The following is a 26,260-nucleotide window of genomic DNA, read 5'->3' on the forward strand; positions in this document are numbered from 1 at the left end:
GAGCCCCCAGCTCCCGTCCGGCGCAACGGTCAGGCCCCACCCCCGTCGCCGCCGGCGCGCCCCGAAGCACACGGGCGGCACGCGCGCCGAGGCCACGGCGATCCCGTCACGCCGCCAAACGGCACTGGCGCCACGTCCACGCACGGCCGCCGCGCCAACAGCCATCGCGCCAATTCTCCCCCGACGCAGGCGCCGTCCGTGCCGCCCCGTCCGCCGGCCGTGCCTCCCAAAGCCGCTGCGCCAAAGCCGCTCTCGCAGGGCCAACGATCGGCGGTAGCCGACCTGGGCGTCGCCCCGGCGACGACGAAGCCGGCCGCCAAACCGGTGCCGCAACGCGGGTGGCGCCGCGGTCTTTACGCGGTGACGCGCATCAACCCGGGCCTGTCGCGCGAGGAGAGGCGTCAGCTCGAACTGCTCACCAGGATTCGCCGCCCGATCCGCGGCTCCTACGAGATCGGCGTGGTGGGTCTGAAGGGAGGCGCCGGAAAGACTTCCGTGACGGCCGCCCTGGGTTCCGTTTTCGCGCAGCTGCGGGGCGACCGGATCCTGGCGATCGACGCGGACCAGGCCGCGGGCAACCTTGCCGATCGGATCGGCCGCCAGTCGGGCGCGACAATTGCCGACGTGCTGGCCGACGAAGCGCTGTCGCACTACAACGACATCCGCGCGCGCACCAGCATCAACGCCGTCAACCTGGAGGTGCTCGCAGCCGCCCGGTACAGCGCAGCCCGGCGCGCGGTGACCGACGAGGAGTGGCGACGCGCGATCGCGGCCGTGCCAAGGTATTACAACCTCGTGCTGGCCGACTGCGGACCCGACCTCTTCGACCCCGCGACCCGCGGCGTGCTCGCGGCGGCGTCGGGCTTGGTGATCGTGTCGAGCGCGGCGATCGACGGCGTCCGGCAAGCCGCCGTCGCACTGGACTGGTTGGGACACAGCGAACACCAGGCGCTGCTGAGCCGCGCGTGCGTGGTCATCAATCGCGTCGCGCCCGGGGAGACCAGCCCCGCCGTCGACGACTTGGTCCGACGAATCGAACGGTGTGTTCCACCCGGCCGGGTCATCGCGCTGCCGTGGGACCGGCACATCGCGGCCGGCACCGAGATCCGGCTCGACCTGCTCGGGGACGCCTACCGGCGTAGGATTACCGAGCTTGCCGCAGCACTGTCCGACGATTTCGACAGAGGTGTCCGTTGAGCGCGCCCACCGCTAGTGCAGCCGCTCCGGCGGCCGCGGGAACGACCCCGGCCAAGCCCGCAACCACTCGGGTGACCATCCTCACCGGCAGGCGGCTGACCGACGTGGTGCTGCCGTCGGCCGCGCCGATCGAGACCTACATCGACGACACGGTCACCGTCCTCGCCGATCTGCTGGAAGACACACCGGCGGATGTCCTGGCCGGCTTCGACTTTGCCGCCCAGGGCACATGGACGTTCGCCCGTCCGGGCGCCCCGCCGCTGAAGCCCGACCAATCACTCGACGAGGCCGTCGTCGTCGACGGCACGCTGCTCACGCTGGTGTCGGTGAGCCGCACCGAGCGGTATCGCCCGCTGGTCGAGGACGTCATCGACGCGATCGCGGTGCTGGACGAATCGCCACAGTTCGACCGCACTGCGCTGAATCGCTTTGTCGGAGTAGCAATCCCGTTTGTGACGCTGGCCGTCGCCGCAATCGCGATGCTGGCCTGGTGGAACACCGGGCACCGCCTCTGGTGGCCGGTGGCGTTGGGCGTCGGCGGATTCGTGGTGCTGGTTGGCAGCTGGGCCGCCAACAGGTTCTACCGCAATGCGAACCTCTCGGAGAGCCTGCTGGTAGCGGCGTTGCCCCTGGTCACCGTCGCCGTGGCGCTGGCCATCCCGCGCCCGCGCGGCGCCGGTTGGTTGGGGGCACCGCAGCTGGCCGGCGCCGCCGCGGCGGTGCTGTTCTTGACCCTGCTGGCGCGCGGCGGCCCCCGCCGACGTTTCGAGCTCGCGTCGTTCGGCGCCGTCACCGCGATCGCGGTCACCGCGGCCGCCGTCGCCTACGGCTACGGCTGGCAACACTGGGTTCCTGCCGGAGCGATCGTGTTCGGATTGTTCACGGTGACGAACGCGGCCAAACTGACCGTCGCCGTCGCCCGGATCGCGCTGCCCCCGATACCGGCGCCCGGCGAGACCGTGGAACACGAGGAGCTGCTCGACCCCGTTGCCGCCCACGCCGCAGACGACGGCGAAGAGACGCGGACCTGGCAGGCCATCATCGCGTCGGTGCCCAGGTCCGCCGCGCGGCTCACCGAGCGCAGCAGGCTCGCCAAGCAGTTGCTGACCGGGTTCGTGACGGCCGGCACCCTGGTGTTGGCCGTGGGTTCCATCGCGGTCGTTGCGCGCGGACACTTTTTCGTGCACACCCTGGTGGTGGCCGGTCTGGTCACGATCGCGTGCGGATTCAGATCGCGACTCTATGCGGAGCGTTGGTGCGCGTGGGCGATGCTGGCAGCGACCGTCGTCATTCCCGTCGGCGTGGTGGCCAGGGTGAGCGTGTGGTATCCGCACAGCGCGTGGATGTTGTTGGCCGGCCTCGTCGCGGCGGGCCTGATCGCATTGGCGGCGGTGGCGGCCACGCTCGGTGTCCGGCGCGTGTCACCGCTCATGAAGCGGGCTCTGGAACTGTTCGACGGGGTGATTGTCGCGGCAATCCTTCCGATGCTGCTCTGGGTCACCGGCGTCTACGACATCGTCCGCAACATCCAATTCTGATGCCGCACGACCGCAAGGATCCGGCGAATGACTGAACCCCTGGAGGTCGATACCTCCCGCCTGAAGGCTGCCGGGAACACGTTACGCGGCTTGGCGTTTCCCGCTGTTCCGCCGCCGATCGTGGCGCCCGGAACCGATTCGGTGTCAACCGCGATCAACGCGACCCTGCCCGTCATCGAAGGACCGGTGATCGACGGCCTGCCCGCCATCGAAGCCGCCGTCACACGGACGGGATCGAGCATCGTCATCGCGGCGGACATGTACGCCGAGACCGACCAGACACTGGCCAAGCACGTCGGCAAGGTCCACATTCCCGCAGCCGGTGACGGGCCGCCGGGCGTCGCTTCGGCAGAGCAGCTCACGGGCGCGGCCGCGGACGAGCCGGCAGACGGTCAGACGCCGGCCGCACCCGATCCCGCACTCCAGCCTGCAGCCCCCGTATTCGACCAGTTGCCAACGCAATTGGGCCAGGTCGCCGCGATGGCGGGGGCGATGGCTCCGGTGACGCAGAACGCGCAGACCATCATGTCGGCGGTGCAGGGAGCCGCCGGCAGCACGGGCCGCGCAACGCCGGCACAGCCGCCTGCCGCCGAGGCCGACGCCACGGAGGAGCAGCCGCCCGAGTCGGTCCCCGAGGGCGCCGCGCCCGCAGCGGGTGCGTCGGAGGGCGCGCCGGTCGAGCCGACGAGTCCGGCCCGGCCGGAGCCGGCGCCTTCGGAACTCTGACGCATCAGTGCGGGAGGGAGAGCGTTCCCATTTCGGTGAAGATCGATTGCCGCAGCGCGTCTTCGGGCAATTCGTGCAAGCCGATCGCCGAGCGGATGAAGGGTTCGAACAGCTGCCACCCGAGCAGCAGCGCGACGGCGTGACCGGTTGCCAGCCGGGCGGCGTCCTCGCTGTCGTGTTGGGGCCGAACCTCGTCGAGGAGTCGGACGGCGGCCGGAAAGCTCGTCTGCAGCTCGGCGACCGGATAGCCGTCCAGTAGTGCCCGGCTGAGCACCCGCAACTGGCGGGTGCCGGCGGTGGCGATCTCGGGCAGCTCGGCGCCCGCGTCGATGAGCTTGCTGAGGTTGGCGGCCTGATGGTTGAGCACGGCGGCCACCAGCTGCTCTTTGTTGCCGAAGTGCCGAAACACCAAGCCGTGGTTGACTTTTGCCCGCGCAGCGACGTCCCGGATCGATGCCGCCGCCGGCCCGCGTTCGGCGAACAGGTCCGCAGCGCTCTCGAGGATCGCGGGGATCACCTCGTCGCGTCCGGTGGGTACGGATTCTGTGTTTTCGTCGGGGCTTGCGGCCGGTGTAGTCATGTGTCTACACTAGCATCAACGCACTGTAGACAATTGACTACAGTCCAGGAGCCCAGGAGATGATCTGCGATGACACAGGCCATGACCCTCAACGTGGAGTACCAGGAGCTGATGGACCGCGCCGACGAGCTGGAGTTCCCGCTCCCGGCGCAGCCCTTCGAGTCCCCCCAGGCCCCCTCCGCCCTCGCCCATGCCACCGGTGCGGCCGAACAACTGTGGCGTTCCGTCAACGACATGCGGAACTACATGATCACGGGCCAACGTGAGTGGGCCATATTGGCGGAATCGCTGCGCAACGCGGCCAAGGCCTACGAGGAGGTTGACGAGGGCGCTGCGGAGTCGATCGCGACCGGCTCGTCGATGTCGGGCGCGACGGTCGGTGTCACCGATGTGGAGCTGGAGGAGTTCACGGTGAGCGACACGCCGCCCCTCGCCGAGCCGCTGCCGACGTACTACCCGGTCCGGCAGGCCGCCTACGACATCGCCGACCCCGACCAGGGTGTGGCGTTCGACCGCTTCGCCGAGGAGTGGACGGCGTACCGGGCCACGTTGCTCGATGCGACCACCCGGTTCCGGCCATTCCAGTACTGGGAGGGCGACGCGCGTTACGCCGTCGAGGCCAGCATGGAGCAACAGCGGACGTGGCTTTTCAAGATGGCCGACCTGTGCGGGACGATGGCCAGCCAGGCTCGAAGCGTCGCGGCGGCGCAGCGTTGGGCGTTGCCGCGGCATCCCACCATCGCGCAGATCGAAAAGATCGACTCCTACTGGGTGTTGTATCAGACCGACCCGGCCCTGCAGCCGTATTGGCCGGAGGTCAAAGTCCAGATGGAGCAGAACTACGCGGCCATGCAGGAGCAGTCGGAGGAGGTCCTGGCCGAATACGCCAAGCAGGCGTCGTTGCCGCTGTCGCCGGCCCAACCGTCGCTGCCTCCGGCGGCCCTGAAGGTCCCCCCGCCCCCCGCCGACTCAGGCGATGGCTCGGACCACGAGAAGCCCGACACTCCCACTGACGAGATGCCCTACACCGACCCGAGCGCCGGCTCCGGTGGGTCATCGGCGGCCACGCCGGACACCTCGGGCGACCAGACGCCGACCGATCCGCCGGCGTACCCACCGACCACACTGCCACCGGGCCTGCCGACGGGCGGAGGGGTCAAGCCGGCGTCGTTCGGCGGCGGAGGCGGCGGCATGCCGGCGATGCCGCTGCAGCCCGCCGTAGAAGCCGAAGCGGCACCGCGGCCCACCACAACGGCACCCGGCGCAGGTCTGCTCGGTGCTGCCCCCGGCGCGCGTGGGCCGATGGGCGGCGGCATGGGCGGCATGCCGATGGGCGGCCAGGGTCAGAACCAGAACGACAAGAAAGGAAAGCGCGTCCAGCAAGAGGACGAGGCTCTCTACAAAGAGGATCGGCCCTGGACCGCCCCCGTCATCGGAAATCGTCGACGCAATGACCTTCCCGGCGGCGAGCACGACGCGGCGTGACGACACGGCCTCGTGCCCGGACAGTAATGCCCGCCGGCACGTAATTCAGCCGGCCCGACCGAATGAGCGGAAAACACAAACAAAAGATGTCTTCGCCGCATCTGTACGGTGGCGTGCACGTATCAAACAGTGAATCTATCCGCGCACAGAAAAACTGCATATCCGACCGGGTCGGGCGGTGTTACGCTCTACCGTAATCAGCCCGATTCGAATTGCCGGAAAACCGCGCCGGCGACAATTACTAGCAATTGAAAATAACAGCAAAGGAATACACGACGATGCCTTTCCAGACAGATCTTCTCAAGGGTCCATTTTCAATAGTCGACATAGCTATGGGCGCCGCAACCGGCGATGCCAACAAAGCTGCATACAGCAGCATAATGACGGCCGGATGGATCGGCTATTGCTATAAGTCGAAGTCGGCGCTTACGTATTATGACCTTACGGGGAATCCGTTTGGCAACGACACGAAGCTGAAGGACACGAAGCAAGATCCGCTCTGGTGGGCCATCGCTTACATTACGCTCCTGGCGTTTTTAACGGGGAAATCAAATGACGGAAAGAAGTACAAAGACGCTGCGGCATCATGGCGCACAGCCAATATATTCCTCAGCAACGCCGTCGTGGACTCCAGGGATTGGTCAGGCAGCACCGCCGCCGACGAATACGACGCGAGGAATGCCGAGCAAATGGCCCGGGTGTCGGACTTGGAGGACCTTGACAAGCAGGCGGCGGCGGTAATCGCGAGCGAGTTGGATGAGCTTGAAGCGACGCATTTGCAGTACAACTATGAAATTGCGATCCTGCTGGCCCTCGTCATTACTACTGGAGTCCTTGAGCTGTACAACCCGGCGGCTGCGAGGGCTATTCAACTCGCCGCTGCGTATGCCGGTGCAGCTGCCGCCACGGGCAAATTCTCGCATATGGCGATCCTTTCGACGATTGAATTTGGGCCGAGCCTGACTAGAAAGGCGGTAAAATACGAGGAAATCGCTAGTGACGCGGCCGCTATGTTGGAGCAACTCCAAAAGAATCCGATCAACATCGAGGTGCCCGCTGCGCCAAAGAGCTTCACCAGCGAGTTCGTCGGCCCTACCGGCGTAGCGCCGTTAGGCACTGCGCCCAGCACGGCGACGGCATCCGGCGGTCCGAACGAACAAGTCGCACCCCTGCTTGCGAGCACCACAGGCACCGGCGATGGGGGACGCTCCGCAGACGCTTCACCAGCGGCAGTCCCGGAAGACGAGGCGCCGGAGACCGAACCGACGCCGGGCTACCCGGTGCCCACCATGAGTCAGGTAGCGAGCCGGGCCTCGCAAGCGTCCGCGCAAGCCGCGCAGTTCTCGGACAACGCCTCGGTCACCGTCGGCCTTGTCAGCGACACGGTCGGCGTCATTGATCAGATCAACTCAATGGCACAGTCGGCAGCGCCCGCGCAGGGCACGGCCACGCCGGCACCCGCCGAGGAGGCGGCAGCGACGGAGGAAGCCCCCACCGCGGAGGACGGGGCGGCCGCGGGCGCCGAGGGGGCCGAGCGTGCACCCATCGATGTAGCCGCGGGCGGCGCCGAACAGCCGCAGCCGATCTCGGTCGAGCGCGTCTTGTGATGCCGCTCGCGCATTCAAACCCGTGACAAGTAGGACCAAGTAGGAAAGTGAGCGTCGAGGAAAAACCATGACAGAGTTCCATGTAGTCCCATCGCACCTAGAGGACTTGGCGACCGCGCAGGAGGCCGCTGCCGGCGAAATGGCCACTGCGAGAACCAAAGCCAACGAAGACAGAGGGATGTTCTTGTACGAACACGGTCTGGTCTGTGCTGCCACGTACGTGGCCTACACCGAGATGGAAAATGCACGCAATAACGCGGCCGAGCTAACGCGGCAGGTCTCCCTAGCTCTCGCCGCCAACTTGAATAAAGCGGCCGAGGAGTATCGCAAAGCCGACGCGGCGATCGCTGAGAACCTCGACAAGCAGATGCTTCCCAGATGATCACGTCGGCAATCGACGCGACGCTCTTAATCACCGGCCCTGCCTGTAGAAGCTGAGAAAGAAGGACGCCCAAAGTGGACACCACACAGCCCTGGTCCGGCAACGCCGGCAGCAACTTCGATGCGCTGGATTTCGGCGACGAAGCCGGCCACGACGGCGGCGCGGCCCTGGATTTTGGCGACGAGTCCACCCAATACAGCGGTGCGGCACTGGATTTCGGCGATGAGTCCGGCGGCGACAACGTCGGGCAGTCGGCGATGGACATGATGCTCGTCGACGAATCGGCCGAGTTAGCCGACACCCCAACCGAGCAGCGCGCCACCGACCTCCTGCCTGAGGACACCGGCGCTGCCGGGGACACCCATGCTGGGAACGACGAGTTACCGCCGAAGCTGACGACGGTGACGAACCCCCCCGAGACCGTGTCGGTGACCGCTTCCCTGGACGGCACGATCCGCGACGTCGAGCTGTCAGCGGATGCGGCCCGCATGACCGAATCGGAGCTCGCAGACGAAATACTCGTCATCGCGGACCTGGCCCGTCAGCAGGCGTCGTCGAAATTGCTCACTGTGGTGCTCGACGGGGTGGCCAAAGCCATGAAAGAGCTCAACGAGGTAGAGCCAGACCACAAGCTAAAAGAGCTGGTGGGAGACGTCGGCGCGACCCTCGCTGATCGCCTCGAACATGGCTGGTTGCGCTTCTCGTCGCCGGAACAGGCCACCCAGGCACAGGCAGAAGTGTTCGCCACCCGATACACCGGCGACGATGGCTCATCGCCTGGCCGGTGAGTTCGAATGCGCGCTGGACCGAAGCAGTCATTGGCCGACGGCGCAAGAACCCCCGACAGTAAGGACGACAAATGAACAACCAAGCGGACTCGCAGCTGGATGAGGCGCTGCGGCAGACGCGGCGGATGGAATCGCTCATGGACGAGCTGACGCAGCAGCTGGACACCGGATCCTTCACGGGCACAGACGAAGCCAAGACCGTCGAGGCGACTCTCAATGGGCGCCACTGGCTCACCGGGCTATACATCCAGGACGGCCTGCTGCGGCTGGGCACTGAAACGGTGGCGCAGCGTGTCACGGAGGCGATCCGCAACGCGCTGGCCGTCGCGACCGCAGCCGGCGAAGCCGAGCAGCAGCGGCTCGTCGAGTCGATGGCCGACATTGTCGGCTCGCTCAGCAACACAATGGGGCTGGTTGAAACGAAATCTCAGTAACGCCAACACTTTTCAGTGTCGGGCGCCGGAGCGCCCGGCTCAGGACGCCTTGGCGAGGGCGGCGTCGAGTAGCCCGCTGAGGTGCTTCCAGTACAGCCAGTCGGCCACGGCCTCACGCTGCGCGACCAGGTCGACCGCCGTGTGCGCCTCCCTGAGGAGGACCTCTTGGGCGTGCGCGGCGTAGATGCGAAATGCCCTGAGGTGCGCGATCTCTCGGCCGGCGGCCTTGCTGGCCATCGGTTTCACCACGTCGAACCACAACATCGCGCGCCGGTCGGCCGGCGGCTCGGAGGCGGCGGGCAAGTCCGGCAACTGGGCGAGGAAGTCCGTCGGATCAAGTTTCCCCGCCGCGAGGGATGCCGCCACCCGAGCCGCCGCTTGAGGATCGAGCACTTCCGACGTGGGTCGGGGTTCGGACGCGGAACTCGCATCCGCCGGCGCGGGTGGCAACAGGCTGACCAACCGCGGATCCGGGGTAGCCGCCAGCCGCTCGGCCGCCTCCGGATCCACCACCTCGAGCGGGGATCGCCCGATCATCTCGCCGCTGTCCGGGATGTCGTCGGGCTTCAGCACGACCTTCGGCGCGCCGGGATCCGAATTGGCCAACTGCTCCTCGGTGGCGATCACCGCCCGCAGCTTGGTGTCGTGATGCTCGGCCCAGCCCTGCACCGCCATAACCGGGTAGGTGGCCCAGCGCGCCCGTTCGGCGGCCGGGATCGCCTCGTCGGCGGTGGCCATCTGGACCTGCTCCGGCAGCTGCACCCCGTCCGGAATATAGGCCAGCCCATAGCTGTTGGCCACGACGATCTCGCCGCCGGTGGTCAGCCCGGTCACCCAGAAGAAACCGAGGTCGCCCGCCCCGCGGCCGCCGGGGGCGTTCAACGCAGCCGCGATACGCCGGGCCAGTTGCAGCGGGTCAGGCCCCGCCCGGCGGGCCGCCTCAGCGGTGGCCGCATCCGCGACGGCGTCGCGCTCCAGGCGCGCAGCCGAAACGGGAATCGGCGCCATCGCCGCGGCCTCCGCCGGCGGGGAGTCGTCGGGCGACTCCGGGCGGGTGGCGGGGCCGCGCCGTGCCGACGTTTTGCCGGCCGCCGCCGGTCGCGTGCCGGGTGACTTGGCCGCGGGCTTCTGCTCGACGGGAACCTTCGGCCCGGCGCCGGAGGAAGCACCCGGACGAGCGCCGCCACCACCGGATGCACCCGGCGCCATCGGCGCGGCCGGCATGCCGGCCGCCGCGGCGGGCGCCGCCGCCGATGATGAATCCTCCGAACGTGTCCCAGACGACGGGGACGCGGCCGACGCCGGTGCCATCCCCTTGCCGCCGCCCCCACCCTGTGTTGGCGTCGACGCCGCCGGTCCCAGCGACGCTGCGGGAGTTGCCGGAGCCAGCGGGGCCGCCGGCCCGCCGCCCGGAGCCGTGGGACCGCCGGGCGCCGAGGGACCGGGCGCGACGGGAGTGGGGGCCGGCGTCGCCGGCTGCCCCGGTGACGGAGGGGCTCCCGGCGTCGGCCCCGGCGGAACACCCGTCGTGGGCCCCCCGGGGGGCACAGGCGGGGGCATGCCGGGCGAAACCGGCGGCGGGATAACCGGATTCACCGGCGCGGGCTGCGTGGGACCGGGCCGCGGTCGGTCCTCCCGGGCCGGGGGCGTAACCGGAACCGGCGTGTCGGGGAGGATAACCGGGGGCGGTGGTGTCTTCTGGTCGAGCAGATCCCGCAAGGCGTTGTTCGGGGGTTTCCAGGCCTTGCTCGCCAGAATCTGGTCGGCGGTGGCGGTCATCAGGCTGTGGTTGGCGCCGTAGGTCGCAGCGAGCGCGGTGTTGATCGCGGCGGTTCGCTCGGCGGCGTCGAGGCTGGAATCGTTCTCCAGCGCCTCAACGTACTTCTGGGTGCCCTCGACGTTGTCGGTGATGTCCGACTTGGCTTGAATGATGGACCCGGCGATGTACCGGTGCCAGGTGATCACGGTGGCGAGACTGCCTTGCAGCGTTGCCAATTCGCCGACGATCATGCCGAGCTCGCCGTTGGCCGCACCGGCGGCGCCGCCCGACCAGACACCGCCATCGAAGATCTCGCCCTGCTGGTGGCGGCAGTTCTCCAACACATCGGTGACCTGACGCAGTACCCGCGTGTACTCCTGTGCCCGGTCGAAGTAGGCGTCCTCGTCGACCGCCGGCCACCCGTCGGGTTCGAGCATCTGCTCGGCATACTCACCCGTCGGCCGCGCCAGCCCCATCACCTACTCCTTGCCGGACACCGGGCGTCATAGTCGGCGATGCCCTCAGCGCATCGAAATCGTTGTGGCTGGCCAATTTTCGCCCCGGTTAGGCCTTGCTATCCGGGGCCGACTTGCGCGGCCTATTGCCGATCACGCCCTCGGTCCACTCCCGATCCTCGGTGTACAGCGATTCCTGTTCCCCTTGCGCCTTACCCTTGCCGGCCCCCTTGTCGCCCTGGCCGCCCATCGGCATGCCGCCCATGGGACCGCCGCCGCCCATCGCGCCGCCCAGACCCGGGACGCCCCGGCCCAGGCCCGCGGCCCCGGGCGCCGCGCCGGCCGGCCGTGACCCGGCTTCTCCCTCTGCGGAAGGCTGCAATGGCATCGACGGCACACCGGCCCCGCCTCCCAGCGACGCCGGCTTGACGCCCGCGCCCCCCGGTAGGCCCGCGCCCTTTTTCAGGTCCTTCAGGGCCTCGGTCAGCTTGGGGTCGCCCGTGGGGACCGGCGGTGTCGCCGGAGTCCCGGCCGACGGCGTGGTGGGCATGGGCATGCCGGTCGGGTCCGGGAGCGCGTCGTCGGTGGGCAGGTTATCGATTGGGTTGTCGGGGTTGGGGATTCCGTCATCGGGGAGATCGGGACCCGGGCTGGGGTCGGGATCCGGTTTGGGCTCGGGAGGCGGGTCGATGCGCATGCTGTTCGGGGGACTTTTTGGGTACACCGGCGCCAGGGGTAGGGATGCATTCGTGACGTATTGGCTCAGCGACGTCTCCGACTTCGCCTGCAGGCTCTCATACCAGCTGATCGCCATATATAGGTAGTAGCTGTTGTTCTGCGTGTAGTACTTGTACCAGTAATCGCATTGCGACACTTCGTAGCTCGTGGGGTGCTCCGCCGCAACCGCATACGTCCCGTCCGGGTTGTACGACACATGCTGCCCGTAGACGCGTGCCTTCTTGTGGGCTTGGACGACCCGAAGCGCCTGGCCGCTCAGGGTGGTACACAACGAGACCATCGTGTTTATCCATTGCCGGTGTGCTTCGAAGTTTTGCTCGACGGCCAGCCGGGCCTCGCCCTCCCAGGACTGAAATGGCCGGAACCGCACCCACTCCCGCTGGAACTCCCGCTGGAACGCGTCCCATTCGTCCGCGAACGCCGTGAACGCCGCGCCCTGGTCGCCTGATTCGATGTCGGTCGCCGCCTGCCTGACCTCGTAATAGGGGTATTGGAACGGCGGCGGCGGGGGAGGCGGCGGGGGCGGAACCCAATCCTCGTCCGGGTCGCAGTTGACCATCATCTGGTCACTGCCGGTCCCGGCCAGCGGCCTCACCGCGGACGCTGACGAACCGCCGTCCACGTTGCTGATGGCGTCGCCGGCTTCCTCGTCGACCTCTTCGTAGGCTTTGGCGGCGTTCCTGAGGGATTTCGCCAGCGCCCTCCATTCCCTTTCGCACGCCTTGATGTACAGCCGCATCGAGTCGGCGGACAACGCGATCTGGGTGGCGGCGTCATTGACGAACGAAAGGGCGCACGGCCCGCGCGGATTGGTGGACGGGATGGCCGGAAGCGGTTTCTCGAGTTCGTCGGCCCGCTGCATCAGCTCGTTGTATTCGACGTTCAGCGTCTGGGTCATACCGGCCGACTCTCCCTGTGTGGCGCCGCGTGCCTGCGCGGCAACCGCGTTGCGCGAGAAACGATCCCGTCCGACGCGGCGCCACGCACACCCGCCGACCCGGCCGCCGGAAGATGTGGTGCAACCACCGACCATCCCTTTCGTGTGCCGGGCCATCCGACCGAGTGCAATCCTAATCCACCGAACGCAGGGGTGGGGGCGCTGATTTGCGGCCGATCGCTGGGGATTTGGCGGTTCGAAGTCCATCCGGTAACGGGGAGGTGTCCGGATGGGAAACGTTGGACGCTACCGCTTTTGGGCTGCGGCGCGGAAGAAGACGCCGTCGGCCTGCAGGAGTCGGCCGGTCCGCACATCGACGAAGAAGGGCGCGAGTCCCGTCAGCACGAAGCCCAATGAACGGGCGAGATCAAGTGCCTCTTCTGCGAGCATGCCGCCTTCGTACAAGGGAACGAAGGACAGTTCGATTTGCATGCCGACGCAACGATCGCCGATGGTCGACCTGCCGCCCGCGATCACCTGCTTCTCAAAGCCTTGCACGTCGATCTTGACGAAAGGCACGTCGTCGGGACCCAGGATCGTCGCCGCCAGCGAATCTAGCCGGGACATCGGAACGTCTTCGGTGCCGACATAATTCGCGCTGGGCAGGACGTCCCGGTGGCTCTTCAGCATCGGCAGGACGGAGCTGCTCGCGCCGGCGTTGCCCGCCACGTTCATCGAGACCTCTGCCTCATCATCACCCAGCGCGCACTGCAGGCAATCCCACTGCGGGTCGCCCGAGGCGTTGCCTGCCAAAAGAGAAAACGGCCCCGCCAGGGGTTCGAACGAAACGATGCGGCCCTTGAAATCCGCGCGGCGCAGGCCGGTGGCGTATTGACCCGAGTTGGCGCCGACATCGAGAACGACATTTACCCGGCGGGATTTGAGTTCGTCCACGAATTTGCGTTTCCAATCCGCCTCCGCATAATAACGCGTCACTTCGAATTCGGCGCCATTCGTGAACCAATATAAATCCACCCGGTCACGCTAACACGCGTTGGAACGCACCCGCTAAGCTGACGAGCGCCATGTTGCTCGACATCCACCTCCAGACCCATTCCGAGACGAGCGTTCACGGCGCACATCGCTATGTCGGCGCCGCCAAAAGCGAAGTCATGCTTCGCTGTACGCGATCGTTGGTCACGTCGATCAACCAGGCGGACGCCGACATCATCTTGCGCGTCTTTGACGATCACTCGTCGCCCGAAGCGGTTACGGCGTTGCGGCGCATCCTCGCAACGTGCGTTCATCCCGTCGAATTCGTGGCGCTCGAGGACAGCGGCTATAACGCGTCTTGTCTCGCCTCGTTTTCCAGGGCGCGCGACGACGCTCGCGAGCTCATCTATTTCGTCGAGGACGATTACTTACATACTCCGTCCGCCATCCCGGAGATGCTGGAGGCGCAGGCGTTGTTCAAGGAGAAACTCCGCGGGCAGGAAGTGGCCCTGCACCCCTACGACGATCCGAAGAACTACTGGAGCGCGATATTCAGCCAAGAGAGCTGCCGGGTCGTGTACGGCGGCAAGAGGCATTGGCGTACGAATACCCACACCACGAATACGTGTTGGATAGAAGTGGGGACGCTAAAGAGGAATTGGGAGCGGTTCGAGCGACTGGCGCGTTATTCGAGCACCCCATACGGCCGCGCACACCACATATTCGAGGCTTCGACGATCAACGAGATTTGGCGCGAGCAGGTTTCGCTCTTCACGCCCATACCGTCGCTGGCGCTGCACCTTCAGTACGAGGAACACAAGGACCCGTACCTGGACTGGAAGAAGTGGTGGAACGCGGCGGCTTACTGAGCGCGCTCAGGCGTCGCGGTCCTCGAACAGGCCGCACTCGCTCCGTTGGTCCGCGGACTTGAACTGCCGGTACGGCTTGAACCGGATTTCGCCGTGCAGCATCCGGGTGAGGAACTGCTCGAGGCCGCGGCAGAGGTCGTCATACTGCTCGTCGAGCACGGCGAGCTGCGGGGCCGGCCGGTCGGTGTGCAAGATCCGCAGCGCGAGAACGGAAAGCCGATCGACGATCGTGCCGGGTGTTTCGGTGTGTAGCGGTGCATTTGGGTTCGGATCGACGCGGTCGAGCAACGTCGCGTCGAGGTCCTCGATGGCCGCATTGCGCCGGCTGTTGAGCTCGTCGATGCAACGCTTCCTGCGGGCCACTTCATGGTCGCTGGCGCCGGGCCGGCGCACGGCGTCTTCGTGATGCCATAGGCCGAAGTTCATCGCGTGCAGGTGCAGCGCCTTCGCGGCGATGCCGGCGCTATCGGATGGGGTGGGCTCGTCCCCGTGCCAGGACAGCGCGGCGTCGTGGAACTGCCGCACGGCCGACAACAGATCAGCGGGCGCGCCGCTGGGCGGTCGCGGCGCCGTCCCGACATGTTCGGCGGCGAGTTCCTCCAGCGCACCGAGCACTTCCTCCACGGTGATGTCCGCCATGGTGCTCATCTGGACGTGCCGGTGCGGTGCGAATCGGAAGCCCCATGTCGCGGGCTGCGTCGGGCCGAAGAGCCCGACGCCCGGCACCCGCGCCAGGTCGGCGGCGTGCAGCATGCAGGAATCGATCCCCACGAAGAGGTCCGCGTCGGCGACCATGCCCATCGCGAGGTCGAGCGGCGCCCCGAGGTAAGGAAAGATCCGGTCCCGCTCCCGCCCGACGTTGAGCTTCTCATTTCCCATCCCGACGATCCAGGCCACAAAGTCGCGATGACGAGCCAAAAACCGGTCCAGCAGGTCGATGAACCTGGTGACCGGCCAGTGTTTCTTCACCCAGGCCGTGTCCGCGTGCACGGCGAGCACCTTGGCTCCCGCGGGCAGGGCGGCGCGGATCGACCGCACCTCGTCGCGGATGGCAGCCGAGATGGGCACCGGCTGGGCGTAGTTTTCGATCCGCGCCGAGGGATCGAACAGGCGCGCCAGCTTGAAGGTGAGGTCCGCCGCGTGCGGCACGTCTCTGGGGACCACAACGTCGTAGGCGTCACCGGTTGGGAAGCCGACGCTCGTCTTGGGCGCCAGGCGTTTTCGAAGGGGGCGCGCGAACGCGCTCGACGGCACGTCCCACGGCACGGCGTCGATGAACAGATCGACCGGGCCGATCTCGGCGGCCAGGGCGTCGTAGTCGAGCACCCGATTGGAGGGCGGGCCAAGCGTCGGTCCCACCGGCGGGGATCCGGTGATGTCGACGAGGCGGCCGCCCAGCTGCCGGAAGCACAGGTCGAAGGCGACCTTGGGACACACCATTGTGAGTGGGACATCGAACATTTCGTCCAGGGCTCGCAGCGTCGGCAGCGTCAGCACGGAGTCACCGATGAGCGTGGAGAAATAGACCGTGGGTTGGCGCGCCCGCAGCAGATGCTCGAGGAGCCCGCGCTCGACGTGTACCGAATGTCCACCCTGCAGGACGGTGAATTCACTCAACGCGACGATCCCGTTCGTCGGCGAGGTCCTCGAGCGCCCCGAGCGCCTGGTCCACGGTGATGTCCGCCATCGTGCCCATGTCCACGTGGCGGTGGGGTCCGAACCTGAATCCCCATGTCGCAGAACGCGTCGGGCCGAACAGCCCGACGCCCGGCACCCGCGCCAGGTCGGCGGCGTGCAGCATGCAGGAATCGATCCCGAGGAAGAGATCGGCGTTGGCGACCAGACCCATGGCGAGGTCGAGCGGTAGCCCGAGCTGCGGAAAGACGCGATCGCGCTGCTGCCCGACGTTGAGTTCCTCGTGCCCCATCCCGACGATCCAGGCGACAAAGTCGCGACGCCGCGACAGGAACCGGTCCAGCAGATCGATGAACCTGGTGACGGGCCAGCGCTTCTCCGCCCAATCGGTGTCGGCGTGTACGACGAGCACCTTGCGTTCCGCGGGCACGGCGGCCCTCATCGAGCGCGCCTCCTCCCACACGGACGGGGGGATCGGCACCGGCTGGGCGTACTTCTCGAGCCGCGCCAAGGGATCGAACAGCCGCGCCAACTTGAAAGCCAAGTCCGCCGCGTGACAATTCTCCCTGGAGACCACGAAGTCGTAGGCGTAGTCGGTCGGGAAGCCGATGGTCGTCGTCGGCGCCAAACGCTGCACGAGCGGACGAATGACGGTGTTGGACAGGGAATCCCACGTCAGGGTGTCGATGAAGACGTCAACGGGACCGATCTCCGCGGCCAGCGCTTCGTAGTCACGGCTTCGGTGCGGTGACGGCGGCAGCGGCCGCGGCCCCGTCAGCGGTAATCCCGTGGTGTCGACGTGGCGGTCGCTGACCTCCCGGAAGCACAGGTCGAACGCCACCTTGGGGCAGACCATCGTGAGCGGGGCGGTGAACATCTCCCCCAACGCCCTCATCGTCGGCAGCGTCAGGACGGCGTCGCCGATGTTGGACACGAAACATACGGCGGCCCTTTCGGCCCGAAGCACGTCGCTTGGCGTCATCACGCCGGACCCTAGACCGCTCACGTGTACCCGAACCGCCGTGCCAGGGCGTCCACCTCGGTCCAGGCCGGATCGGCGGCGTCGACCCGGTCGCGGTGGCATGGCCGCTGGCGCAGGGGCCGCCGGTTGCCGGCCTTCCACGGCAGGAGCGCGCCGCCCCTAATGAACTGGTGATCGCCGGCCGTCTCCGGCGCCGCGTGCACGAGTGGCGCGGCGCCGTCGGAAAAGGTCAGGCCCCAAGGTCCGAGGGCGGCGTCGAGTGTCGCCTTCGGCCGGGCCGCGAAGGCTTCGAAGCGCACGACCATCGGCCCCACGTCGTCGGCATCGAGTGGTTCCAGGCAACTCTCCACCAGCGCCAGGGCCTCGGCCACGGTGTCCTTGATCCAAAAGTCCGTCGGCGCACGCAGGGGCGAATCGCGGTGTGCCAGGCACGAATTCACGACCTGTCGCGGGTCGCGCAGGACGAACAGCACCTTGGCCTCCGGAAAGGTTCGATGCAGGGCGCCCAGCTGAGTCGCGTACCGCGGGTTCTTCTCGCCCCAGATCGTGGCGGGCCGGACGATATCGCCGATCACGGCCCGCAGCGCGGCCGCCGGGTCGGCCGTTTGCTGGGCGTGGCGCCGGTAGCCGTCGTAGACCCCGCGTTCGATGAGGAAGGCGTGCAGCGTACCGATCAGCGACTCGCCGTACCGACCGACTTGGATCAGGTCGATCTCGTCGAAGATCGTGATGTCGTCGTGGTGGTTGAGGAATTGGGTGACGATGGTCATCCCGGACCTGGGCGGCCCCACCACGAACAGCTGCACCGCTTGCCTACGTCAGTCCCGCGGCCTTCATCAATTGTTCGGTGGCGTCCAACAGCGTGGCGAAGACCTGCTGTTGCTGCTCGCTGATCGCCGCCGTCGCGGCGACCTGCGCATTGCGCAGCGCCTCGTTGACGCGCTCTTCGACCGTTTGTGCGCCGAGTCGCAGGAGGCCGTCCTCGATGAACACGCCGGTCACCGCATGCTGGCCGTTGACCGTGACGTTGACGGTCTCGGCTTCGTCGCTTCCGGTGAAGGATTCGGTGCTGGTTTGGTACATCTGGTCCTCGAGGACCGCATTGAAGTGCTTCAACTGCTGCAGTGCCTCACCCACCTGCGGGTGCTGGTCCTGCGTCTCGATGCTCATCCGGTCTCCTTACCTTCGTGTACTCAATCGTGCCCACGTGGGGTGCGCCATCATGACGCCGTCCTGCCCGCCCCGGGCAGGGCCTGCAGGTAGCGGGTTTCCTCGGGCGCGGTGATCGCCCGGATCGGCAATTGCCGGTGCCGCGGGGTAGCAATGACGTTGTGCCGCAGCGTCACCCGATCGGTGCCGGGTCGCGGGGCGAGGTAGGTCGTCGCGGTCGGCCACGCCACCTTGGTCTCCGCCCCGATGTGCGCGCCGATCAAGTCGGCGAACTCCCGGAATTGCGTCCCGAGGGTGACGGCCCCGCCCGCGGCCGCCGCGCGCGCCGCGAACCGCATGAACGTCTCCGCGTCGCCGAGGTTGATGCTGACGTCGACGTCGTCGAACGGCATGTACACCGCATAGCCGCTCGCTGTCTGGCCGACCAGCACACCCGCCGACCCGATCGGCACCTGACAGTGCCGGTCGGCGACGAGGTGCTGCCCTTGCAGCGCCGCGCGCTGGCCACCGGACACCCGAGAGAATCCGCGGGGCCGTTTCGCCTTGGCGGCCGTGGTCAGCAGGACCGTCGATTGCGGCGCCTCCCCGGGCACCACCCGGATCCGGGTGATGGTGTGGTCCGCCGGAGCCGACCACCAGACGTCCGGGCCGCCGGGCGCGGTGTAGGCGGCGGTGAAATTGGCCCGGCCCTTGATCCTCGACCACCTCTCGCGCTCGAAGCTGATCTCGGTGGCATGGTCGAAATCGTCGAAGCTGCGCCCACATACCGCGTCGATGCCGCTGCCGGCCAGGCCGTCCGCGATGCGCGTCGTCGACGCGACCAGGTAGCGGGCTAGCCCGGCGACGCCCGCGTCGCGGCGCTGCGCCGACCTGCGAGTGCGTTGCGGGTCGGCGCGCAGCATGATCCACGTTCGGCGGTACGCGGGTGCCGGGTCGGACCCGATCAGTTGCTCGTACCCGCTCGCCGCCTCGGCCGATGCCGTCCGCCCGACGCGGTAGCCGGCCGAGACGATGTCGGCCTCCAGGTCGGCGCAGTGCACCGATAACAGCCGCTCGAGCAGTCGGGTGTCCACCACGTCGTCGGTATGGGCCCGCCCGTCGACGATGACCGTCGGCGTGAAAGGCCTGGGAACGAGTTCGATGACGGAGACCAAGAACTCGTTCTGCCAGCGCACCGCCACGTGGTCGCCCGGCTTCACGGTGGCACCCACCACCGGCTCCGACGGAGCCTTGGGGGGTCTGCGGTGTCGGGCCAGCCAGGCGAACATCGCCGCCAGCCAACCGGTCAGCCGCCGACCGCGAAATGTGACCAGCGCCAACACAACACCGACCCCCACGAGCGTCGGGCCCGCCCACTCGTAGCGCGTGCCCAGGAAGAGCAGGGTGCACAGCGGCGCGAGCGCGGCCAGCCACAACGCGTGCCCGCTGGTGAATCGCAGCCGTAGTGATCCCATTCAGCGCCGTCGCAGGGCTCGTCCGGCCAGCGCGGCGAGCGCCAGCGCCAGGAACAGGCCCGCGACGCCCAGCGTCACGGCCGCGATGGGCCCGTGGTCGGGTCCCGGCACCGGTGGGGGCGGTTGAATCCGCTTGACCGGGGGCGGGTTTGGCGGGGCGCCGGCCGGGATGTCCCATGTCAGCGCCGCGACCGCGTTGACGATCCCGGCGCCGACGGCGTCGTCGATACCCCCGCCGGGGTGGCGCGCGGTGGCGGTGATCCGGTTGAGGATCTGGGCGGGCGCCAGGTCGGGGAACCGCTGGCGCAGCAGCGCCGCCAAGCCGGAGACGTACGCCGCGGCGAACGAGGTGCCGGCGATCGGCACCGGGCCGTCCTTGCCGGGCAACGCGTCCACCGGCTCGCCCTCGGGGCCGAGCGCGGTGATGTTTTCGGCCGGCGCCGCCGCGCCCACCCATGGCCCGTGCATCGAGAACGGGCTGGGCGCCCCGTTTTGTCCGACGCCGCCGACCGCCAGCACCAGCGGCGCGTACCAGGCCGGCGTCACGATCGTCTGCACCTGTTGCCAGCCCCGCGGGTCGGAGGGCATGGACGGGTCTGGGGGCGGGTTCTGCGCGCAATCGCCGCCGGTGTTGCCGGCGGCTGCGATCACGACGGCGCCCTTGACGTTCACCGCGTAGTTGAGCGCCGCGCCCAACGTGGACTCGTCGACCGGCTTGCGCACCTTGAAGCACGCTGCCTCGCTGATGTTGATGACCCCCGCCCCGAGGTTCGCGGCGTGCACGACGGCGCGCGCCAGGCTGCGGATGGACCCGGCCGCCGGCGTGGCGTTGGGGTCGTTCGAGTTGGCTTGGTTGTCCTTCGGTTCGAACGCCTCCGACGTCTGGCGCACCGAGATCAGCCGCGCGTCGGGCGCGACGCCGACGAACCCGTCGGTGAGGGCGGGCCGGCCGGCGATGATGGATGCGGTGAGCGTTCCGTGGGCGTCGCAGTCGGAGAGTCCGTCGCCGTCCTTGACGACGAAATCGCCACCCGGTGCCGCGGGGACGCGAGGTGAGGCATCCACCCCCGTGTCGATCACGGCAACCGTGACGCCCGCGCCGGTGGCGAACTTGTGGGCCTCGCCGATCCCCAGGTAGGCGTTGGCCCAGGGCGGGTCGTGAAAGTTGGTCCCCGGCAACGTCAATGGCGCCTTGCACACCCGGCGCTGTTCGAGAAGTTGGTCGGGTCCGGTCACGTCGGCGGGTACCGCGCCCGCGTCTATCGAGGGCGGTGCGACCGCCGAGGCGGGCGGGGCGGTGAGCACGACGAACGCGAGCGTCAACGCGATGAGCAAGACACGGTGCACCGCCGGGCGCTCCATTCGTTCCGCCAGGGCGGCCGGCCGCACGCCGCCTGATGGAAAGCATCTTCTCGGATTTCGGGCCGGTGCGCAGCTTGAACCTCTGGGGCCTTGCGAACGGCGCGTTTCAGCGGGAGGCCACCGATGCGCGGGTGGCCTGGTCAGCAAGGCGCGCGGCCTGATCCGTTGTCTGGTAATTTGATTCATCCGTATCGGGCCTTAGACAAACAGATCGCCAATCCTGCCGCGCTAACTGCACATCAACTGGAAGCAACGGCTGCGTTACCAGCAGACGAATCGCTGCACTGCCGGGTTTTCGGCGGTAGCCTCCCGGGAATCAGGGCAGGGTGTTCTGCTGCGGTGCTGCGGTGGGGGATGTAGACCCGGGGAGAAAGCCGATGTCAGGATCACAAGACGCCGGTCAAAGGCGGGACGGTGCGTTTGTCCGGGCGGTAGTGCGTGCCGCCGATGGTGGGGACCCGGCCGGTTGGGTGGCTAAGGCCGTCTGCCGGACGATCGACCCCGACAGACTATTTGTCCGGGGTGCCGCCCAGCGCGAAGCCGCGCTGGTCTGCCGGCACTGCCCGGTCATGCAGGAGTGCGGCGCGGAGGCGTTGGACAACCGAGTGGAATTCGGTGTCTGGGGTGGGATGACCGAGCGCCAGCGGCGGGCCCTCCTGCAGCGGCACCCCGAGATGGTGTCCTGGTCGAAGTTCCTGAGGGAACAACGAAAACGCAGCGCCGGCTGACCTGCGCGGGCTCGGCTACCAGACGATGGCGGCCATGTCGCGGTTGTCCGAACACACGCTGCGCACGGCCGCCTCGATGTCGGCGGCGGTGATGATCTGCAGGTCCTCGACGGTCACGGGCCGGCCCGACCGCTTCTGGGCGACGACCCGGGTATCGCGGAACCCCTCGGCGCGCTCGATGACGTTCCGGGCGAACCGGCCGTTCTGCATGGCGTCGATGCCGTGCTGACCGCCGGGAGTGGTGTAGTTGCGGATCGTGGTGGCCGCCGCCAAGAACGCCTCCCGGGCGCCGTCGTCGAGCATGCTGGCCCGCGGGTTGGCGTAGCGTTGCCCGATCTCCACGATCTCGGCCGGAGAGTACGACTCGAATCGCAGCTTGCGGTTGAACCGGCCCGCCAAACCCGGGTTGACCGTGAGGAATTGGTCCACCTGATCCTCGTAGCCCGCCCCGATGAAGCAGAAGTCGAATCGATGGGTTTCCAATGCAACGAGCAGTTGGTTGACGGCCTCCATGCCGATCATGTCGGGTGTGCCGTCCTGGTGGCGTTCGATCAGCGAGTAGAACTCGTCCATGAAAATGATTCGGCCGAGCGACTTTTCGATCAGCTCGTTGGTCTTGGGCCCGGACTCCCCGATGTAGTGGCCGCAGAAATCGGACCGGCGGACCTCCCGGATTTCGGGGTGGCGCACGATGCCCATCCCGGCGTAGATCTTGCCCAGCGCCTCGGCGGTGGTCGTCTTGCCGGTTCCCGGTGGACCAACCAGCAGCATGTGGTTGGTCTGTCCCTCCACCGGTAGCCCGTGCTCGAGGCGCATCATGCGCACCTCGAGCTGGTCCTCCAGCGCCGACACCGCCTGCTTGACCGCAGCCAGGCCCACCTGTTTGGCCAACAGCCGGCGGCCCTCGGCCAGGAGCTCGGCGCGCCGCTCGGCCGCGTCGGCGTCGTCCAGTTGCTCGCGGCTTTTCGCCGTCGAGGCGTCCCACTTGTCGGTGCGGCTGGCGATGGCCTGCTCGTCGGTTACCACCAGCTGCAGATTCGGGTCGGCCAGCGCAGCCTTCGCCGCATCGGTCAGCACCCCGTTGATGGTTGCCTTGGACAGCCAGATCTGGGCGCGGTCCTCCTCGTGCAGCTGGCGGTGCACCATGCCGCGCACGTACGCCAAATCCGCTACTAGCAGCGGAATCTCGGCCGGGCCGATCGAGGCGGTCAACACCTCGGCGCCGAACCGGCTAGACGACGCGTTCTGGCCGATCACGTCGACGCGATCCAGCCAGTCCAGCGCCACTCGGCCCTGCCCGAGGTGTGCGGCGGCATGCGCGGCGAGCGCGCAGATCGACGCCGTCACCGCCGACATGATGATCGCCTGCGGCGGCAGCTCTTCCGCGGCCGTCAGCAACACATCCGGCCAGCGCTGCGTCGCATACATTAGGAAAGCCCGCGCGAGCTGATGCCACTGGTAGTTGACCCGCGAGTCGAGCAACTCGCGGTTGGCCAAAAGCTTGTCCGCCTCGGCGTATTCGCCGGCGATCGTCAGCGCCGAGGACAGCGCCAGCCCCACCTGGGACGCGTCGGTGACCGTTATGCCGATGTAGGGGCCCAACTGCATCTCGGCAGCGAGCGTGCGGCCGATCCGGGTGGTCTCCCGGTGCAGCCATTCGCGATGATGGTTGAGCCGCTTCAGCGAGGCCAGATCGTTGTCGCCGCAGGCAATCCGGCCGAGCCAGGCGTCCGCCATGGACGGGTCGGCTTCGGTGGCGGCGATGAACTCCGGCAGCGCCGCGGCGGGCCCCTGCCGGTCCCTGATCGCCATGGCGCGGTCGAAATGCCTACGCGCCGTGAGCAAGTCCCCCATTGTCTGCACCGTCCTGGCTAGGTCGCGAACGACATCGCGACCGACTCGAGGTTGACATAGCGGTTCTCCGCACGGAACAGGTCCATGTCCACCAGCCATGTCTCGCCGGCAGCGGTCACTCGCACCGTCGCACCACTCACCTGCTGGATGGCTACCTCGAACGCATGCCCGTGACCGTCCGGTAGCGCGGTGCCGGCCGGCGCGACGGTGATCACGGTAGCCGGCCGCGGCGCGGGCGAGATCGCGACGTCCCTGGCGTCCGGCCGCGCGAGTTCGACGACGCTGACGGTGGTGCGCGGCGCCGGCCGCGAGGTGCTGACGACGCTGACCACCGGCATCCGCACGCTGGCCCAACGCTTCAGGTCGCGGGTATGCACGCACACCCGCTCGCCGGCGCCGGCGGTGCGGATCACGATCCGCTTGGCGATTGCGTCGTCGGCGGCGACGAACACCCGTGACAACTCCCCGGCATCGGTGACGGGAATCATCAGTCGGTCGCCGTTGCTCAACTTGCCCACCAACACGCCCGACGGCCCGATCTCCAGGATCAGGCTCTGCGGCAACGGAGTTCGCCGCAGTCCCCGCAGGAACGGGCGCGGGCCGCACATGTTGGCCGCCGCCGCGGCGGCCTGCTCTCCGTTGAGGCGGCGCAGGACCACGCTCGGCGGGCTGGGCGCCTGCGTCGGTGTGCGCACAGTGACCGTGACGGTGCACTCCCCATCCGGATACACCGTCACGTTTTGGATGACCTCATCGGCGCGCAGCGTCCACGCCTGCGCGAGCACGTGCGAGTTGATCGCATTGGCCGGGTAGGCGTACGTCGTCATCCATCCGGCCTCACCGCGAATGGCCTTCCACTTTTGCGTCGTGCCGGACACCGCATCCCAGCCCAGCCGACGATCGAGCTCGGTGAGATCCGTCGCGGTGGCGACCTTGGCGCGCAAACCCTGGCAACGCAGCAATCCGGCGATGCGTTGAGCCGCCGAAATGGCCGTAGCGCCAAGGGTTGTGCGCCACCGCAAGGCATCGGTGTTGTCGATCACCGGCAACCGCAGGATCAACCATGTTTCGCGCCGGCCCGCGTACGGCGGGGTGCCGATCTCCGCGTCATAGACCCGCGGGTAGTCGCCCACGTTGCCGCACCGCGACCCGATCGAGACGACGCTGATCGAGTCGAGCTGCAGGCCCAGCGGGTGCTGCAGCAGCGGCACCAGGTCGACGACATCGATCACGTTCTCGGTCTCGACGCTCACCGAGCCTGTCACCGTGGTGGCCCGGTGTGCCCTGCCGAGCAGCTGCACGGCCACCACTGCCACGCCGTCTTCGACGCGCACTCCGCCTCCGGATCGGTTGCTGGCCACCGTGATTGGCTCACTCCAGGAGATCGGCCGCCGACCTCGCCGCCACAGGACCGCCCATGACCACGCCGGCTGCCCCCGCCATGGCACGAACACCACCGCGACACCCAGCACCGCGGCCACCGCGGCGCCGACGTAACCGCCGACCGCCCAACCGGCCAGCGCCAGAAGGAACACCAGCAGTATCCCGACGACCCGCCGGTTGCTGCCCGGGTTGAAGCCCGTCAAGCGCGACCTCATCGCGCCCTCCGCAGTCGCGCGCTGATCGCCGCGACCAACACACCGGCGATGACGACACCGAGGAAGCCGATCGCGATGTTGCGCGCCCGATGATCCGGGGGCGGCGGGGGTGCGGCCGGCGTGATCACGCGGGTTTGCGCGCCCGGGGGCATCTTGTCACCGGGAGGGATGTTGAACGTCAACGCGGCGACCGGATCCACCAGGCCGTAGCCCACCTTGTTGTCCACGCCGGCGGGCGGGTTATGGGCCGACTGCACGATCCGGTTGATGATCTGATGTGCGCTCAGCTCAGGGTATTTCGCGCGAACCAGCGCCGCGACGCCGCTGACGTACGCCGCCGAGAAGCTGGTGCCCCAGAACGGCATGTTCTTCTCGCCCGGCCGCGACGGTGGGTAGGCATTGACCGGTCCGCCGCCCTGTGGCGATAGGCCCATGATGTGCGTCGCGGGGCCCGCCACACCGACCCACGGACCCGACATGCTCTTGTCGATCGGCGCTCCGCCGGCGTCGACGCCGCCCACCGAGAGGACGTAGTCGGAGAACCACGACGGCGACGAGATCACCTTGACCTGCTGCCAGTCCCGCGGATCCGCCGGGTCCAGCGGGTCGTACATCGGGTTGTTGTCGCAGCCGCCTTCCCCGTCGTTGCCGGCCGCGGCGACGACCACTGCGTCCTTGACGGTCGCCGCGTACCAGAGTGCGGCGCCAAGCGCCCGCTGATCGGTCGACGACGCCGCGGGCAGACACGAGGTCACCGAGATGTTGATCACCTTGGCGCCCATGTTCGCCGCGTGGACGACGGCACGCGCCAGGGTGTTCAGGGTGCCGGCTTTGACCTTCTCATCCGAATTCGGGTCCGCCGGAGCGGGATTCACCGGCTCGAAGGCTCGTGACGACTGGCGTATCGAGATGATGGTGGCGTGCGGGGCCACCCCGACCACCCCGTCGGGTGCTCCCGGCGGGGGCGGCGGAACCGCGGGTTCGTCCTCGGTTTGCGGGTCGGGCGGTCCGTTGGAGGGAGCCATCGCGCCGGCCTCGGGGGGCGGGGG

The 26,260-nt window shown here is 68.0% G+C and carries 23 protein-coding genes; 10 read left to right on the top strand and 13 right to left on the bottom strand.

Annotated elements, in window-relative coordinates:
* From AWB92_RS22685 to AWB92_RS22695, 3 genes are all read left to right on the top strand, one after another.
* Positions 1 to 1,197 (top strand): MinD/ParA family protein (locus AWB92_RS22685; protein ID WP_142282249.1); only part of this gene is annotated, 1,197 nt, incomplete at its 5' end.
* Positions 1,194 to 2,735: a type VII secretion integral membrane protein EccD gene (gene eccD, locus AWB92_RS22690; protein WP_085189664.1), complete on the top strand. Its 1,542-nt coding sequence runs from the start codon at positions 1,194 to 1,196 to the stop codon at positions 2,733 to 2,735. The genes AWB92_RS22685 and eccD, both read left to right, overlap by 4 nt.
* A 27-nt stretch (positions 2,736 to 2,762) precedes the next feature.
* Positions 2,763 to 3,461: a hypothetical protein gene (locus AWB92_RS22695; RefSeq protein WP_085189666.1), complete on the top strand. Its 699-nt coding sequence runs from the start codon at positions 2,763 to 2,765 to the stop codon at positions 3,459 to 3,461.
* 4 nt (positions 3,462 to 3,465) lie between these two features.
* Here the strand turns inward: AWB92_RS22695 and AWB92_RS22700 are convergent, their stop codons facing one another.
* On the bottom strand, positions 3,466 to 4,041 hold the full coding sequence (locus AWB92_RS22700; RefSeq protein ID WP_085189668.1) for a TetR/AcrR family transcriptional regulator: 576 nt from the start codon (positions 4,039 to 4,041) through the stop codon (positions 3,466 to 3,468).
* 69 nt (positions 4,042 to 4,110) lie between these two features.
* Here AWB92_RS22700 and AWB92_RS22705 point away from each other — a divergent pair, with 69 nt between their 5' ends.
* The 5 genes from AWB92_RS22705 (at position 4,111) to AWB92_RS22725 (ending at position 8,737) form a co-directional block, all read left to right on the top strand.
* The gene (locus tag AWB92_RS22705) at positions 4,111 to 5,526 is read left to right on the top strand and encodes a hypothetical protein (protein WP_085189670.1); all 1,416 of its coding nucleotides are present in this window, start codon (positions 4,111 to 4,113) and stop codon (positions 5,524 to 5,526) included.
* Positions 5,527 to 5,774: 248 nt separating this feature from the next.
* Positions 5,775 to 7,133 (top strand): EspA/EspE family type VII secretion system effector, encoded by a 1,359-nt coding sequence (locus tag AWB92_RS22710; protein WP_142282250.1) that lies wholly within the window; start codon positions 5,775 to 5,777, stop codon positions 7,131 to 7,133.
* Positions 7,134 to 7,200: 67 nt separating this feature from the next.
* A complete protein-coding gene (locus AWB92_RS22715) occupies positions 7,201 to 7,515 on the top strand; it encodes a type VII secretion target (protein WP_085189674.1) in 315 nt (104 codons plus the stop codon).
* Between the two features lie 74 nt (positions 7,516 to 7,589).
* Positions 7,590 to 8,303 (top strand): hypothetical protein, encoded by a 714-nt coding sequence (locus AWB92_RS22720; protein ID WP_085189676.1) that lies wholly within the window; start codon positions 7,590 to 7,592, stop codon positions 8,301 to 8,303.
* A 71-nt stretch (positions 8,304 to 8,374) separates the two neighbouring features.
* Complete coding sequence (locus AWB92_RS22725) at positions 8,375 to 8,737, top strand: YbaB/EbfC family nucleoid-associated protein (protein WP_085189678.1); 363 nt, start codon at positions 8,375 to 8,377, stop codon at positions 8,735 to 8,737.
* 39 nt (positions 8,738 to 8,776) lie between these two features.
* Here AWB92_RS22725 and AWB92_RS22730 read toward each other — a convergent pair whose 3' ends face one another.
* The 3 genes from AWB92_RS22730 to AWB92_RS22740 all read right to left on the bottom strand — a co-directional run bounded on the left by AWB92_RS22730 (position 8,777) and on the right by AWB92_RS22740 (position 13,601).
* On the bottom strand, positions 8,777 to 10,972 hold the full coding sequence (locus tag AWB92_RS22730) for a hypothetical protein (RefSeq protein WP_085189694.1): 2,196 nt from the start codon (positions 10,970 to 10,972) through the stop codon (positions 8,777 to 8,779).
* Between the two features lie 88 nt (positions 10,973 to 11,060).
* Entirely contained in the window at positions 11,061 to 12,587 is a 1,527-nt protein-coding gene (locus AWB92_RS22735) for a hypothetical protein (RefSeq protein WP_085189680.1), read from the bottom strand.
* Between the two features lie 285 nt (positions 12,588 to 12,872).
* Positions 12,873 to 13,601: an FkbM family methyltransferase gene (locus tag AWB92_RS22740; RefSeq protein WP_142282251.1), complete on the bottom strand. Its 729-nt coding sequence runs from the start codon at positions 13,599 to 13,601 to the stop codon at positions 12,873 to 12,875.
* A gap of 50 nt (positions 13,602 to 13,651) precedes the next feature.
* On the opposite strand from AWB92_RS22740, the gene AWB92_RS22745 reads away from it, so the two are divergent.
* Positions 13,652 to 14,428, top strand: coding sequence for a hypothetical protein (locus AWB92_RS22745; protein WP_085189682.1), 777 nt, complete (start codon positions 13,652 to 13,654; stop codon positions 14,426 to 14,428).
* 6 nt (positions 14,429 to 14,434) lie between these two features.
* Here AWB92_RS22745 and AWB92_RS22750 read toward each other — a convergent pair whose 3' ends face one another.
* Genes AWB92_RS22750 through mycP (AWB92_RS22775) form a run of 6 tightly spaced genes read right to left on the bottom strand, consistent with a single transcriptional unit; the run spans position 14,435 to position 21,016 of the window.
* On the bottom strand, positions 14,435 to 16,045 hold the full coding sequence (locus AWB92_RS22750; RefSeq protein ID WP_085189684.1) for a DUF4254 domain-containing protein: 1,611 nt from the start codon (positions 16,043 to 16,045) through the stop codon (positions 14,435 to 14,437).
* The gene (locus tag AWB92_RS22755) at positions 16,038 to 17,045 is read right to left on the bottom strand and encodes a glycosyltransferase family 9 protein (protein WP_158090398.1); all 1,008 of its coding nucleotides are present in this window, start codon (positions 17,043 to 17,045) and stop codon (positions 16,038 to 16,040) included. Before AWB92_RS22755 ends, AWB92_RS22750 begins: the two co-directional genes overlap by 8 nt.
* Positions 17,046 to 17,065: 20 nt before the next feature.
* Positions 17,066 to 17,851, bottom strand: a complete 786-nt coding sequence (locus AWB92_RS22760) for a sulfotransferase (RefSeq protein ID WP_085189686.1) — start codon at positions 17,849 to 17,851, stop codon at positions 17,066 to 17,068.
* 7 nt (positions 17,852 to 17,858) lie between these two features.
* Entirely contained in the window at positions 17,859 to 18,215 is a 357-nt protein-coding gene (locus tag AWB92_RS22765) for a YbaB/EbfC family nucleoid-associated protein (protein ID WP_085189687.1), read from the bottom strand.
* Positions 18,216 to 18,265: 50 nt separating this feature from the next.
* Positions 18,266 to 19,669: a type VII secretion protein EccE gene (gene eccE, locus AWB92_RS22770; protein ID WP_085189688.1), complete on the bottom strand. Its 1,404-nt coding sequence runs from the start codon at positions 19,667 to 19,669 to the stop codon at positions 18,266 to 18,268.
* Entirely contained in the window at positions 19,670 to 21,016 is a 1,347-nt protein-coding gene (mycP, locus tag AWB92_RS22775) for a type VII secretion-associated serine protease mycosin (RefSeq protein ID WP_085189700.1), read from the bottom strand.
* A gap of 392 nt (positions 21,017 to 21,408) precedes the next feature.
* Between mycP (AWB92_RS22775) and AWB92_RS22780 the strand changes: the two genes are divergently transcribed.
* Entirely contained in the window at positions 21,409 to 21,759 is a 351-nt protein-coding gene (locus AWB92_RS22780; RefSeq protein ID WP_085189702.1) for a WhiB family transcriptional regulator, read from the top strand.
* A 15-nt stretch (positions 21,760 to 21,774) separates the two neighbouring features.
* Here the strand turns inward: AWB92_RS22780 and eccA are convergent, their stop codons facing one another.
* From eccA to mycP (AWB92_RS22795), 3 genes are all read right to left on the bottom strand, one after another.
* The gene (gene eccA, locus AWB92_RS22785) at positions 21,775 to 23,613 is read right to left on the bottom strand and encodes a type VII secretion AAA-ATPase EccA (RefSeq protein ID WP_085189690.1); all 1,839 of its coding nucleotides are present in this window, start codon (positions 23,611 to 23,613) and stop codon (positions 21,775 to 21,777) included.
* 17 nt (positions 23,614 to 23,630) lie between these two features.
* Positions 23,631 to 25,211 (bottom strand): type VII secretion protein EccE, encoded by a 1,581-nt coding sequence (gene eccE / locus AWB92_RS22790; protein ID WP_085189692.1) that lies wholly within the window; start codon positions 25,209 to 25,211, stop codon positions 23,631 to 23,633.
* Positions 25,208 to 26,260: type VII secretion-associated serine protease mycosin (mycP, locus tag AWB92_RS22795; RefSeq protein ID WP_085189704.1), on the bottom strand; the 1,053-nt coding region annotated here is incomplete at its 5' end. The genes eccE (AWB92_RS22790) and mycP (AWB92_RS22795), both read right to left, overlap by 4 nt.

The sequence above is a fragment of the Mycobacterium sp. IEC1808 genome (assembly GCF_002101935.1).
Classification (GTDB): Bacteria; Actinomycetota; Actinomycetes; order Mycobacteriales; family Mycobacteriaceae; genus Mycobacterium.

Coding starts and splice junctions, on each gene's coding strand:
- AWB92_RS22695 (WP_085189666.1), top strand. CDS start 2,763: ATGACTGAACCCCTGGAGGTCGATACCTCCCGCCTGAAGGCTGCCGGG.
- AWB92_RS22700 (WP_085189668.1), bottom strand. CDS start 4,041: ATGACTACACCGGCCGCAAGCCCCGACGAAAACACAGAATCCGTACCC.
- AWB92_RS22705 (WP_085189670.1), top strand. CDS start 4,111: ATGACACAGGCCATGACCCTCAACGTGGAGTACCAGGAGCTGATGGAC.
- AWB92_RS22715 (WP_085189674.1), top strand. CDS start 7,201: ATGACAGAGTTCCATGTAGTCCCATCGCACCTAGAGGACTTGGCGACC.
- AWB92_RS22725 (WP_085189678.1), top strand. CDS start 8,375: ATGAACAACCAAGCGGACTCGCAGCTGGATGAGGCGCTGCGGCAGACG.
- AWB92_RS22730 (WP_085189694.1), bottom strand. CDS start 10,972: ATGGGGCTGGCGCGGCCGACGGGTGAGTATGCCGAGCAGATGCTCGAA.
- AWB92_RS22735 (WP_085189680.1), bottom strand. CDS start 12,587: ATGACCCAGACGCTGAACGTCGAATACAACGAGCTGATGCAGCGGGCC.
- AWB92_RS22745 (WP_085189682.1), top strand. CDS start 13,652: ATGTTGCTCGACATCCACCTCCAGACCCATTCCGAGACGAGCGTTCAC.
- AWB92_RS22755 (WP_158090398.1), bottom strand. CDS start 17,045: ATGACGCCAAGCGACGTGCTTCGGGCCGAAAGGGCCGCCGTATGTTTC.
- AWB92_RS22765 (WP_085189687.1), bottom strand. CDS start 18,215: ATGAGCATCGAGACGCAGGACCAGCACCCGCAGGTGGGTGAGGCACTG.
- eccE (WP_085189688.1), bottom strand. CDS start 19,669: ATGGGATCACTACGGCTGCGATTCACCAGCGGGCACGCGTTGTGGCTG.
- AWB92_RS22780 (WP_085189702.1), top strand. CDS start 21,409: ATGTCAGGATCACAAGACGCCGGTCAAAGGCGGGACGGTGCGTTTGTC.
- eccA (WP_085189690.1), bottom strand. CDS start 23,613: ATGGGGGACTTGCTCACGGCGCGTAGGCATTTCGACCGCGCCATGGCG.
- eccE (WP_085189692.1), bottom strand. CDS start 25,211: ATGAGGTCGCGCTTGACGGGCTTCAACCCGGGCAGCAACCGGCGGGTC.